This window comes from Neobacillus niacini (assembly GCF_036961885.1).
Classification (GTDB): Bacteria; Bacillota; Bacilli; order Bacillales; family Cytobacillaceae; genus Neobacillus; species Neobacillus niacini_H.
The window spans coordinates 38,758-51,713 of the sequence record NZ_JBALNQ010000017.1 but is presented as its reverse complement, the minus strand read 5'-3'; the positions used below and the strand labels follow the sequence as shown (position 1 = coordinate 51,713).

15 protein-coding genes are annotated in these 12,956 nt (G+C 37.1%); 4 read left to right on the top strand and 11 right to left on the bottom strand.

From position 1 onward, the window contains the following. The first annotated feature begins 199 nt into the window (after positions 1-199). On the top strand, positions 200-763 hold the full coding sequence (locus V7124_RS08785) for an FAD-dependent oxidoreductase (RefSeq protein ID WP_335416935.1): 564 nt from the start codon (positions 200-202) through the stop codon (positions 761-763). A gap of 42 nt (positions 764-805) precedes the next feature. Here the strand turns inward: V7124_RS08785 and V7124_RS08780 are convergent, their stop codons facing one another. The 7 genes from V7124_RS08780 to V7124_RS08750 all read right to left on the bottom strand — a co-directional run bounded on the left by V7124_RS08780 (position 806) and on the right by V7124_RS08750 (position 6,458). Further along, positions 806-1,216, bottom strand: a complete 411-nt coding sequence (locus V7124_RS08780) for a cytosolic protein (protein ID WP_335416929.1) — start codon at positions 1,214-1,216, stop codon at positions 806-808. A gap of 85 nt (positions 1,217-1,301) precedes the next feature. Then, a complete protein-coding gene (locus tag V7124_RS08775; protein ID WP_335416931.1) occupies positions 1,302-1,454 on the bottom strand; it encodes a hypothetical protein in 153 nt (50 codons plus the stop codon). A gap of 15 nt (positions 1,455-1,469) precedes the next feature. Next, the gene (locus tag V7124_RS08770; protein ID WP_335488139.1) at positions 1,470-2,690 is read right to left on the bottom strand and encodes a helix-turn-helix domain-containing protein; all 1,221 of its coding nucleotides are present in this window, start codon (positions 2,688-2,690) and stop codon (positions 1,470-1,472) included. Between the two features lie 149 nt (positions 2,691-2,839). Beyond that, positions 2,840-4,105, bottom strand: coding sequence for a S8 family peptidase (locus V7124_RS08765; protein WP_335488137.1), 1,266 nt, complete (start codon positions 4,103-4,105; stop codon positions 2,840-2,842). Positions 4,106-4,262: 157 nt separating this feature from the next. Next, positions 4,263-5,201 (bottom strand): magnesium transporter CorA family protein, encoded by a 939-nt coding sequence (locus tag V7124_RS08760; protein WP_335419826.1) that lies wholly within the window; start codon positions 5,199-5,201, stop codon positions 4,263-4,265. Positions 5,202-5,408: 207 nt separating this feature from the next. Beyond that, positions 5,409-6,293, bottom strand: coding sequence for a cation diffusion facilitator family transporter (locus tag V7124_RS08755; RefSeq protein ID WP_335419822.1), 885 nt, complete (start codon positions 6,291-6,293; stop codon positions 5,409-5,411). A 24-nt stretch (positions 6,294-6,317) separates the two neighbouring features. After that, a complete protein-coding gene (locus V7124_RS08750) occupies positions 6,318-6,458 on the bottom strand; it encodes a hypothetical protein (RefSeq protein WP_335419819.1) in 141 nt (46 codons plus the stop codon). 94 nt (positions 6,459-6,552) lie between these two features. Between V7124_RS08750 and V7124_RS08745 the strand changes: the two genes are divergently transcribed. After that, positions 6,553-6,771 (top strand): YozQ family protein, encoded by a 219-nt coding sequence (locus V7124_RS08745; protein WP_335419816.1) that lies wholly within the window; start codon positions 6,553-6,555, stop codon positions 6,769-6,771. Positions 6,772-6,814: 43 nt separating this feature from the next. Here V7124_RS08745 and V7124_RS08740 read toward each other — a convergent pair whose 3' ends face one another. Continuing rightward, a complete protein-coding gene (locus tag V7124_RS08740; RefSeq protein WP_335488134.1) occupies positions 6,815-7,570 on the bottom strand; it encodes a TraR/DksA C4-type zinc finger protein in 756 nt (251 codons plus the stop codon). A gap of 216 nt (positions 7,571-7,786) precedes the next feature. On the opposite strand from V7124_RS08740, the gene V7124_RS08735 reads away from it, so the two are divergent. Continuing rightward, positions 7,787-7,960 carry a hypothetical protein gene (locus V7124_RS08735; protein ID WP_335419810.1) on the top strand — a complete coding sequence of 58 codons (174 nt, stop codon included), beginning with the start codon at positions 7,787-7,789 and terminating at the stop codon, positions 7,958-7,960. Beyond that, positions 7,944-9,299, top strand: coding sequence for an amino acid permease (locus V7124_RS08730; protein WP_335488131.1), 1,356 nt, complete (start codon positions 7,944-7,946; stop codon positions 9,297-9,299). Before V7124_RS08735 ends, V7124_RS08730 begins: the two co-directional genes overlap by 17 nt. Before the next feature lie 35 nt (positions 9,300-9,334). Here the strand turns inward: V7124_RS08730 and V7124_RS08725 are convergent, their stop codons facing one another. The 3 genes from V7124_RS08725 to V7124_RS08715 all read right to left on the bottom strand — a co-directional run bounded on the left by V7124_RS08725 (position 9,335) and on the right by V7124_RS08715 (position 12,813). Next, entirely contained in the window at positions 9,335-9,961 is a 627-nt protein-coding gene (locus V7124_RS08725) for a LysE family transporter (RefSeq protein ID WP_335488128.1), read from the bottom strand. Positions 9,962-10,084: 123 nt separating this feature from the next. Next, positions 10,085-11,119 carry a glycosyltransferase family 2 protein gene (locus V7124_RS08720; protein ID WP_335488125.1) on the bottom strand — a complete coding sequence of 345 codons (1,035 nt, stop codon included), beginning with the start codon at positions 11,117-11,119 and terminating at the stop codon, positions 10,085-10,087. Beyond that, positions 11,116-12,813 (bottom strand): DUF6044 family protein, encoded by a 1,698-nt coding sequence (locus tag V7124_RS08715; RefSeq protein ID WP_335488122.1) that lies wholly within the window; start codon positions 12,811-12,813, stop codon positions 11,116-11,118. The genes V7124_RS08720 and V7124_RS08715 overlap by 4 nt, the downstream gene beginning before the upstream one ends. Between the last annotated feature and the right edge of the window lie 143 nt (positions 12,814-12,956).

Genomic DNA, 12,956 nt, shown 5'->3' with positions numbered 1-12,956 from the left:
CCTTCGCTCTCCGCCCTACGATAAGTCTACATCGAATCGCCTCCGGCTCTTCGTGTTTCCTTTATCTCAGTTGGAGCGCTCCAGGCCATACGCCGCTGACCAGGGCTCCTCCGCTTTTCTTGTGAGCAGTGATTTTTACTTTTCCTTTTTATTAGGTTACAATTTTTATGATATCTACTTTTTAAATGGAGGTTTTTACATGTTAGATGTAGTAGTAATTGGTGCTGGACCTGCAGGTGCGAGTGCTGCTTTAATTACCGCGAAAGCAGGTAAGAAAACGTTGGTGATTGACAGTGATAAGAGTGCTACAAAGCGTGCATGGGTTGAAAACCATTATGGCGTTTTAGCAATCTCTGGTCCCGATTTAATTGAAGTGGGCAAACAACAAGTAATCAAATTTGGTGGAGAAATTGTCCAAGCTTCGGTTAGCAACATTAGTAAAGTTGAAGGCGGTTTTAAAGTAGAAACAGACAATGGAGCCCATGAAGCAAAACATGTTATTGTTGCAACTGGATTCCTTGTAGACGTTGCTGAAAAATCCGGATTAACAACTAAACCAGGAACTGAGCCAAGAGTAAAAACCATTATTGATGTAGATGTACAAGGAAAAACAAATGTAGATGGCATTTGGGCAGCGGGAACAGTTGCTGGTGTGAGTGTACATACAATCATCACAGCTGGTGACGGTGCGAAGGTTGCATTTAATGTGGTTAGTGAATTAAACGGCGAGCGTTATGTTGACCATGATGTTTTAAAAGCTTAATATTACGATAAAAATCCCCTATAACAGGGGATTTTTTTTACTTCAAACCTCTAGATCCTTACCTTCTTCCACGATATGGAATAGAAGATGTGCCAGATGGTGTATCGGTCCATAATCTTCTTCCTCTTCACTTACTTCCTCATTAAATTCGAGATCATTGAGGTAAAGTGCGGTAAATTCATAAAAATCCTTTAACTGGAAGGAATAACAGCCAACAGGGTCTTCACTGCCGTCCTCCCCAGTTGGATCCTCGTATTGCAGCATCATATAGGAAACATCTCCATCTGCATCCTCTGCATCAAAAAAAACAAAGAAGCCTATGTTCGTATCTAAATCAAATAAGTGCCGTGTACCTCCTTCAGTTGCTTTTTCAAAATCAGCTTGGCTTAATTTTTGAATCTGCATGGAATCTACATTGTCTTCTTGGTGAAAACCTACAATAAATGATTTCATTTCTTTTTCCTCCTTTTTAACACACTTAAACTATTTTACCCCTTTAGAGCCAAAAAAATCCTTCTAGGTAGAAGGATTTTGGTTATCACCCAACGGGCGGTAAAATAGGGTGATATAGATTAGTAGTCTTAGCATTTTCAATGTTGTTAGCTGAAACAATTTGGCTGCTATCGTTTTTAACGGGTGTTAAAAGGATAAGAAGTGTAAGTGAAATTCCTACTATTATCGCCTTTCTCATTCCATCATCATCCTCTCAATTTTGCTTGGTAAAATATTTTACTGCCTCTAAATACATACCTTGGTTGGTATAGTACTCTGATAGCATTTTATAAAAACGGGTAAGATCGTCTTTATGCTCTTTTACTTCCTCAAAATAAGGAATTACTTTTAATTCTAAGTATTTAATCCCCTTTTCAAGAGATGTCATATGAATAAGATAAAACTCTGCTAAAAGCGTATATTTTTTCACGCCAAGTTCTTTAGATAATGATTTAACTGTCTGGAAGCACTCCTTCGCTTTATCAAAAGATTGACCAGACCAATGTAGTTCTCCTATTGTATATAAAGTGACAAGATAGTTCCTAGAATTTAATGGTTGCAAAGCAAAGCTTTTTTCGTAAAAAGCTAATGCATCTTTTTGGTTATTCATTCTTTTTTGCAAATAGCCCATATTATGATAAATTTCCGGCAGGATTTTTTCTTCCTTTAGCAATTCGGCATTACGAATTAAATGCTTAAAGCAAACTAAAGCTTCCTCATAAATATTTGAATGAGTATAATTAATTCCTAATAGCATTAATGTATGTAAAATTCGATAAAAATTATGTTGGTTCATGAAAATTTGAAGTGCCAGCTTACCAAAATGAATGGCATGGCCTGATTGATCTAGGGAAGTTTTAACGAGTGCCCGATGATAGAGAAATTCACCGTTTATGGTTTCATTATCATCATTTATATATAATTCTTCTAATAATTCATCTGCTTTATTATAGTGACCCTTTAATATTAAGAATACAGCATTATAATAACGAAATAAATATCCCTCATGTTGGGAAAAATTTTTCCTTTGCTTACTCAATAAATCTCTATGTATCTCTGCTTCGGAAATTAACCCCTTGAATAATAGATAACGATACTTATATAATTCATATGAATACATATAGGCAGAAAAGGGGATTACATGCTCCATTCTTTTGAGTTTATGGTAAATCTCTTCAATTTCTTCTCGCAAATAAAAGTTGATTTTTTCACCAAAATTTCTTAATAAAGTTCTTATTAACTCCTCTTTTTCCTCCATTTCTTCAAAGCTGACTTCCAGCCTTTGTAATAATAAGGAAATAGTCTCATTATTTGCGTCTTTTGAGTTGTTTTCTATTTTACTTAAATGAGGAATGGAGCAAATTCCAGCAGCAAGTTCTTTTTGTGTGATCCCTTTATGGGTCCTATAGTATTTAATTAACGGTCCAAATTCCATAATATAACCACCCTCTGAAGCTCTTCCTATATCCTTATTTTAAACCATCCTTATCATCGCTTCCACTTATATGTTCAGACTATTTTAAAAACACTGATTTAAGACAAAGAAAGCCATCTAGTAAAAATAACTAGATGGCTTTTCTTTTATTATCTTACCCTTGGGAACCCAAATCCGGAAGCATAATCATCGCCTGTTGCGGCTCCTGTACCCCCTAGAATATCATTAGATTTTGCACGGTTTTGAAGCTCTGCACGAAGAGCAGTATGTGACATAGAAGGGTTGGCAGCCCAGATTTTCGCAGCTAGTCCTGAAACATGAGGTGTCGCCATTGACGTACCACTAATCGTATTGTAGGAACCATCATGCCAAGTAGACTCAATCGCTCTTCCTGGGGCAGAAACCTCTACATCCCGTTCTTGAATTACATAATCTTCATCTGTTGCTGGATTACCACGTGAAGAGAAATCAGCGACACGATATGTCCCATTTTGCTGAATATCTTCCAATGCGGCTACCGCAACAGCATTGACCAATGCACCAGGATAACCAATTGTATTGCTTGATGGACCGCTATTTCCAGCAGCTGCAATGATTAACACGCCTTTACTATAGGCATAATCAACAGCACTTGAAATAAGAGAATCCTTGGCACTTGAACCCAACGACATCGAAATAATAACTTTTGAACTAGTACGAGCTGCCTCATCTGCAGCAGTTCGGATTGCTGATGCAATATCATCCGAATATCCAGAGCCACGGTTATTTAACACTTTATATGCCCAAAGATTTGCTTCCGGTGCTACACCATATATACCCTGTCCGTTGCTGCCGCCATCCGCTAATACTGTCCCAGCAACATGTGTTCCATGACCATTACCATCAGAGCAGCTTCCATCAATAAGGGGTGTTTTTGCTTGGGTAAAATCCTTACATTGCTCGACTCTATTTGTTAAATCTGTATGAGTTGTATTAGCACCCGTATCAAGGACTGCTACTTTTATTCCACTTCCTCCAGAAGTTGCTTGAATCGAAGAATCATTATATATTGCTTGAATTCCCCATGGTGTTTGATCGCTTGGTCCGGAGTTTGTAGAACCCCCTGGTTTAGCCGCACCCTCATTGTTAGGTGCAATCTGAACTTCTTGTACTTTTTCAATGGTTAAATTCTTGTTTTTTACTAGTGCTTGGTATTGTTTGCTGTTAACGGTTGTAGTAAAACCTTCTGCCCCAAAATCCCAGCGAACCCCTACATTCTTCTTTGCTTCTGCCTTATCAGAGGACGGACCTTGAATGATTACGCGATAAGACTCCTCTTGGATATTTGGCTGCTGACCGAAGGCACCCGTTGCAAACATGGATACCCCCATTACAAAGCTAAGTACTGACGCTCCTATTACTTTTCTTTTTATCATCCATATCTCCCCTATTGTTCAACTCCAGGCTTGGACCTGTTCCTCTATACTATTCGGAATTTTCTGAATAAGAAAATGAAAATGGACCCATAAAAGTTGGGAAATTTTTTCGATTACATAAAAAATCCACCATTTCTATGAATGGCGGATTTTTAGTTTAGAAATATTTCTTTTTCCAAAAAATTAACGCTGTCAAAGTAGATAAAATACTCGCAACTAAAATCGAAATCCAAAAGGCATGCGGGCTATTTTGCAGGGGTAAATCTACATTCATCCCATAAAAACTAAATACGATGGTTGGAAACGAAAGAATAATCGTAAAAGAAGTTAAAAACTTCATGACGATATTTACATTATTGGAAATAATCGAAGCAAAAGCGTCCATCATCCCACTTAGAATCGAACTGTACGTCTCCGCCATTTCAATCGCCTGAGTTTTTTCAATCATCACATCTTCTAATAAATCTTTGTCTTCCTCGTACATTTTGATATAACTGAAACGAAGAATTTTATCCAAAATCACCTTATTCGATTTTAGGGAGGTCATGAAATAGACAAGACTCTTTTCTAATGCAAGTAACGCATACAATTCTTTATTTTTCATCGATTGATGGAGCTCTCGCTCGATATCATTGGTTCTTTTATTGATTTGTTTTAAATAACGAAGATAATAGGATGTAATAATAGCCAATATTTGAAAAGCAAATCGGTTCTTTTTAAAGGTATAAAACTCTTTTATCTTATTATTCTTAAAAACTTCTAATATTGGAGTATCCTTTAACGATACGGTGATGATGCAATCATCAGTTAGAACAATCCCAATGGGAATCGTTTCATAAATAGGGAAACCCGCATCATCATGAGTCATATACGGGTAATCCACGATAATATAAACCTGACCATCTTCACGCTCAATCCTTGGGCGTTCTTCATCATCCAATGCGTCTTTTATAAAGTCAACATAGATATTTGTTTCTTTGGCCACTCGATTAATTTCTTCTTCTGTTGGGGCATACATATTCACCCAGCAGCCTTTGGAAATGGTATCTACCTGATCAAGTTCTTTTGTTTCCGTGCTTTTATAAATCTCCAACATAATAAAACCTCCTCATTCACATTGTTCGAGGAAGCCATACTACCTTCATAAGAGCTGATATTCCTGAAGAATCCAATTCTAAGATAACACTGACTTCCCCGCTACTACTCGGGTCTGGGTCTATTGCATAACTCAAAAATATCAACTCCTCATCAAATAATTACCTCATTATCATAAACCCAAAAGCAAAAAAGCACAAACTTGATTTTAGTCAGGAAAATAGGGATTTAAGTGAATTAAAACCTCTTCAATGTTATCGTATTTTTCCATCAGCCGACCCTTTATTAATTTAGCTAGGTCATGACCTTCCTTAATCGTTTTAAAGTAATCAATCGATATTCGTAAATCGACTAATACATAATGACCGTGTTCCCTTGCCCTCATCCGATCTATTCTCTTTACCTCCGGAAATTCATTCACCACATTAATGTATGCTTGTAATGTTACGGCGTCAATATTCCGTTCGAGTAAGATATCAAAAGCTTCCGTTAGCATTTCTTTGGAGATTTTAAAAATTAAATACGCAACAAATATACTGGCCGCTTTATCTCCATACTGCAGAAATAGAATATCAAATCGTTCACCAAGTATGGATAGGAAAACCCCGATAGCCGCTGCAATGGAAGCTGCAATATCTGCTTTATGATCAAATGCAATGGCCTCAATTGCCTTACTATTATGCTCTTTTGCCACCTTTAATGATGAACGATACAAAATAACCTTTGTAACATAGGAAATAATTGCTACCCACATCGCGATATAACTTGGAGTTTCAATCTCGTGAAAGAAACCGGTGATCCCTTCATACACAACATATATCGAAACGAGAAATAGTAAAATTCCTACGATTCCGGAAACAATAACCTCAGCCTTTCCATGACCATATGGATGTTCCTTATCAGCGGGCTTATTGGCGAGTTTAATAACGAGTAAGACGATAACGGAGGCAAAGACATCTGCAGCAGAATGAATTCCATCTGCGAATACAGCGTCACTATTTCCATACCAGCCTATGAAAAGTTTTCCTACTGTTAAAATGATATTACTGATTACACTGATCCAAGCAATTCTTTTCGCTAACGATTCCCTCATCTACCGTCTCCACCTTAGAAATATCTATTTCTTTATTTGATTTATACCGTTTTCCTCCATAATCATTTCCTCTTCTTCTTCTACGGTAATCTTATTTATTGCTTCATGGAGAAAATGAAATGCCTCATCCAATTCTTCTCTTGAAGGGTAATTGTCTTTTTTCAAATAAAACAGCTCCTTTAATTTTATTCTTATGAGTAATCCGTGAATATAAAGTAGAAAATACGATTGTACCAATTTCATAAAAGGAGTGTGCAGCATGGATAAGGAAAATTCCACCAACAACAGTACGGATCTTGCAGGTCGTGTTTTCGAAACAAGTGACTATCAAAAGAATGATGTCATTGCAACTGGGCTTTCGACCACCCACGAACAGGCAAGCGACAGCTATATGGAGGGTACAATCGATCCATCAACTGATGATGATTTAAATGCGAAAGATCTGCCAATTGCTCAAAAACCCTTCAGAAATAAATAAAATTAGAGAAAACAGCTTTCCAAACGAAAGCTGTTTTTCTTTTTTACTTTTCGTCGTCTACATATGGATCATGTTCATAGGCGGGTAAGTCTCCAAAGCTTGTCATGATCCCTTCTTCATCAAGTGATTGTTCATAGCGTTCATGTTGTGAATTTGGATAAACAGTAATGTTGTTCCCATACATATCATTACCTACAAAATTTTCGTAGTTTTCAACATACCCCTCATTTTCATCTGGCTCATTACTAACATCATTGTAATGCTCCTGCGGGAATGCCAAATCCGACGGCGTATCAGATGTACCCCATTGAGCCACTGTCTGCCAAGAGTCCTCCGCGTCAAAGCCAACATTCTCATCCTTTTCATCCATATCAAACTTCCCAAACGGCGGCATTAATACCCCCTCTTCAATCGGTCGATCATGTGAAACAACTTGATCTGGACTGTGTTCTTTACAATAAGTCGTATTAGGTAAAGCCTCTAATCGTTCATAGGAAATTTCTTTTCCACATACCTCACATTTACCATATGACCCATTTTCCATTGCTTCCAATGCTTTATTTATATTCCTCAACTGCAAATCTGTATGCTCATTTAAAGCGATATCCTTTTCACGTTCATATAACGCTGAGCCCTCATCTGCTGGATGGTTATCATAACTAGATAACTCCCCCATCGATTCATGATAATGACCTCGTTCTAAACCATAATGATTATTTTGCTCAAGGCGTTCTTCTATTTCCTCTTTTTCTTTCAGTAATTGCAAACGAAAACCAGCGAGCTGCTCTGTCGTTAACATAGTAAACCCCTTTCAAGACTTATTGCCTTCTATATCGCCCATTTTTAATTTCATCCTACTTTGTACCTTTTTATTTTCAATGATTTAGCCCATGATTATGTAATGAATTTCATGATTCCAACAAAAACCTAAATGACTCTTATGAACGGACTGAATAAGTTTTTTTGAGAGGGTGTATCTTAACATATAGATAAGCATTAGAAAGAGGGGATTTACATGGTAAACACAAATTTCAAAAGGTTTAAAAAAGAACAGCAAAAACATAAAAGTACCTATTTAGGCGGTGACAATCAACCATATGGTGTGAATGACCCTGAATATAATAACCAGGACAATACGGATAAATCGGTTGGAGCATCTGGGAGAAACATAAATGGGAAAACCAAGTAGCGGGGCAAATGAAAGTAATAATATGAAGTGGTGGCAGCTTTCGTTATTTGGGATTGGCTGTACAATCGGTACTGGTTTCTTTCTTGGTTCTAGTATTGCCATAAAAATGACAGGACCCGCCATTTTAATCGCCTTTATTCTGGCTGCCGCTGGAACCTATTTGGTATTCGACGCACTTGCAAAAATGACAGTTCAGGAACCGTTGAAGGGCGGCTTTCGTTCTTATGCGAAAAAAGCCTTTGGAAGATGGGCTGGATTTAGCAGCGGCTGGGTCTATTGGGTGTCAGAAGTGTTAATTATGGGAAGTCAAATGACCGCACTTTCGATTTTTTCACGCTTTTGGTTTCCAAAGGTTCCATTATGGTTATTTGCTGGTGGATATGCTCTCCTTGGTCTTGTTGTTGTACTGATAGGTGTAAGTATATTAAACAAGTTGGAGAATGTGCTAGCTGTTTTAAAAATTGCCGCCATATTAATGTTCGTGATTATTGCTTTATTGGCGATATTCGGAGTCATTGATGGAGACCGTCCTATTCAATATCCTGATAGCAAAAAGGATTTAATTCCACATGGTATTCTAGGTTTATGGTCGGGCGTTATCTTTGCTTTTTATGCATTTGGAGGAATTGAAATACTAGGCTTAATGGCTACCCAGTTAAAGGACCCGAAGGAAGCGCCTAAGGCTGGTAAGGTGATGTTGTTAACTCTCATGATTATCTATATGCTTTCTATTGGACTTGCCGTTTTATTGGTCCCTTGGAATAAATTTCATGGCCAGAAAAGTCCGTTTGTGAGTGCATTAGATAATTATGATTTAACCTTTATCCCCCATCTTTTCAATGGTGCTTTGATCATTGCCGGGTTTTCGACGATGGTTGCATCCTTATTTGCTGTTACCAGCATCCTAGTTACCCTTTCTGAAGAAGGAGATGCGCCTGGCTTGTTTTGCAAGCAAGGAAAACTGAAAGTCCCGGTTCCTACCATACTGATTACTGTATTAGGAATATCAGCCTCGATTGTTTCAGCTTTGTTAATGCCAGGACATGTTTATGAATATATTACAACGGCTGCCGGGCTCATGCTTCTTTATAATTGGATTTTTATATTAGCTTCATCATGGAAATTGTTAGAAGTAACAGCTGCGGATAAAATAAAATACTCTATTGGGATCCTTTTACTATTAATCGCCATCAGCGGCACGTTATTTCATGGCACAAGCAGACCTGGCTTTTTTATCAGCCTAGCATTCATCGGTATTATTGGCTGCATAACCTTGATCATGAATCTCAAGTGGAAAAAGAAAAAAGGAAAAGTACTTAATCCTTGGCCTACCGCTTAAAACAAATTGCCAGCAATTTATATCCGCTGGCTTTTTCACCCAAATAAAACAGTGAAAGCTTGAAAACCAAAGTAAATACCAAAACCAATTAACGATATTCCTGATAAAAGTGATATCCCTATTAGCAGGTGCGAGGTTAAATACTTTCGAAAGTTACTTGAAACACCTGCCATCGTAAAATCCCAAATTAGTAATCCGATAAAGATAGCACTGCTATAAAGGATTAACTGGCTTGTTTCATACGTTGCGGCAGTCTTGGCCAGCACCGATCCATAGATCCCCAGCCAAAATAATATCGTTAACGGGTTGGAGATAGACATAAAGAAACCAGATATAAAGGACTTTACTAGCGGTTCCTCCTTCCTTTTTCCTTCCATTTCTAACTTGTTTGCGGATACTATGGTTTCAATCCCCGTGTATAGTAAGATAAAGCAACCAAAAAGCCATAAAAATGTCTTCATAAAAGGATGTTCAAGGAAATTCACAACCCCGAAATAAACCACCAACATATAAACCCCATCTGCAGCCACTGCCCCTATCCCTATTAGCCATGAATGCATAAAGCCATGTTTTATTCCCTTATCAATTTGGGCTGCATTAATAGGACCAATAGGAGCCGCAAGCGACAATCCCAGTAATATATAACTTAAAAATACATTCATCTTTATCTCTCCCTATGCTGATATTGTCTGTCTATCAATCTTTATTCAGGAAGGAAGGGTTGTACTACTTTTTATTTTCAAAAAAGAGTCTTCTTTTTTTGAAAAGAAGACTCCATTAAATATTTAATTGGTTTCAGATGCTTTACGATGTTCAATTTTATAAAATTCCTCTTCTAGATTGTTAATTAAATGATGCCTTGGGATTGGCATGGAGAAGGTATCGATATCAATAATAAACTTAGGACGCTGCTTTGATTCTTTATATATTTTTCCAACATACTCTCCAATTAAACCAATTGCAATCAGCTGTAAGCCGCCAATTAACCAGATAGAAGTAATAAGTGACGTCCAGCCTGTCTGTGTTTCACCCAATGCCTTTAGGAGTAAAAAGTATAAACCAAATAATAGGCTTAGGAAAAAGGAGACACAGCCGATAAATAATACAAACCGAATCGGCGAAATAGAAAAGGATGTGATTCCGTCAAAGGCAAAAGCAAGCATTTTTTTTAATGGGTACTTTGTTTCTCCAGCTTGTCTTTCTTTTCGATCATAATAAACGATATCGGACCGAAAACCGAGGAGGGGAACTATGCCCCGTAAAAACAGATTAACCTCTTTAAAACCTTCTAACTCCATTAAAGCCCGTTTACTCATTAAACGAAAATCTGCATGATTATAAACTAAATCAACACCCATTTTTTGCATTAGTTTATAAAAACTTTGAGCAGTCGTTTTCTTAAAGAATGTGTCAGTGTCCCTGCGCTTACGAACACCATAAACAATTTCATTGCCTTCATTGTATTTAAAAATAAAATCCCTAATGACTTCAATATCATCCTGCAGGTCGGCATCAATGGAGACTACACAATCTGAAGTGTCCTTTGCAGCAAATAAGCCAGCTAACAATGCATTTTGATGTCCAACGTTCCTTGAAAGTCTTAATCCACGGACATGTTCATTTCTTAATCCTGTTTTATAAATAATATCCCAGGTTCGATCCTTACTTCCATCATCCACCAACAAAATTCTCGTTCGATTTGACACGATATTTTCACTTATTAACTGTTTGACAAATTGATCAAGCTGATGGATGGTTTCAGGTAATACTTCCTCCTCATTATAACAAGGCACAACAATGGTCAGGACAGGTTCAATCATCTGTTAATACCCCCGGTGTTTTCCAAAGTTTTGTATAAATATATCTTCCATGCGGAGCTTTCTGATTCAAATACTTTATCAAGGGTGAGTTGAATTTTCTCTGGAGTCTTAATTGGAAGAGCTGACAGTATGTACTTACCACCCATCTCATTAAACACAGCAGTATTTAATTGTAGGTTTGTTAATTTCCTTCTAGAATCCTTCTTGATCATGTATCTTTTTCCAAGCTGGTCAGTAAAGATATAACAGCGTCCGCCCCATTGATCAAAGTATTTACGAATGGTTTTATTTTTTGCCAATTCGGGCTCAATTATTTTTCTAAACTGGTGTTTATAGGTTAACGGGTAGAAGTTATTATAGGTATCGAGTGTATAGAAGCCATTATATTGAGAAATGGCAGGATGAATTCCAATACTAGCGACTCGATAATTCTTTGGTTCTTGCCCGATATGTTCTTTTATTTCTGCAAATAATTCCTCAGCATAAAATTGTTTTACTGTTGGTTTTTTATGATAGATGATCTCATCATTAAATAAGAACAATAAGAAAATTTGCAGGATAACAAACCCTTTAGCTAAATTAGCCCAGCTTAACCCCTGGAGTGAGATAATTTTTAATGCAAGTGCAAATCCAGCATAAATAACGAGCGGTCTTAAAAAGTGATAGCGAGCAAAATTAAAGGTGTCCATAAAATGGAATACTTTAGTAAGTGGTAACCAACCTTCATAAAACCAAAAGGCATACCAAAGTGATAACAAGAAATTTAATAGAAATAAAAATACAAAAAGTTTTTCCTGTTTCCACTGGTTTTTTATAAAGACAAAATAAAGTGCAATTAAGGTAATAGGTAAAATAAATAGACCGTGTACCGTCATTACATGCGTATGACCTAACACGTAATTTTTAAAGGTCAGCCTTACAGATCGCCAGAAGGGCAGGTAAGCGTGAAAATATTCATCACGGCTATTGAGTTCCGTAGAAAATAAAAAAGAATAGACTAAGCGATACTCAACAAGCATAAAAATAATCGACATATAAGCAATCGACAGAAAAAAACGAGGATTCCACCCTTTTCCCCGGACAACATCCACAAGCCATAAGGTTCCCATTGCACTTAAAAAGAAGAAAAAGCCTAAAACAATACTTGCGTAAAAAGGGATAAGAGTAAGGACAAAATAATCTTTCTTTGTACCCAATCCCTTGCGGATGTTAAGGAAAGCCCATAATGTAAGAGGCATCCCCAGCGTGCTTAGCATTCCAGATGGCCAGAAGGGTGTTAATGCAAAGGCAAGGGAAGTACCAATTTGAAAGAAGGTCCATTTTTCACCGGGAAGAAAGTGCTTTTTTAGTAGTAAATACATACCTATAAAAGCAACTACCCTTGTTAATGTTTGGCTTATCCCATATGCTATCATGGTCGGAAAGAACGCATAGAGCCAGACGATGATACTGTATTCCGTTCCAAATGCATTTCTTGGCACCCCATTAATAATTTGGGGGACAACAGCCTCAACTTCTCCAAACATTTGACCGCTATTGGCGAGAACTTTATACCACGCTAAATTCGAGTCCAAGTTATCATGAACACGAATATGGGCATTTTCTTGAAGAATAAAGAGTGGGGAAAGATATAAAGCTATGATAAGCAAAGCGAACATAATATATCTTATTTCTTTTTTCGTATCAGTAAACAATTACTCACACCTCATAAACCTTACTCCTAAACATGCTTCATGTTTAATAAAGTTTGCAATTAGTATGGAAATTATTCCTTTATATCAATTGTTTTCCTTAACACTAAAGTATGTTTTAAACTTGACTGTTGATTTGAGCTCCA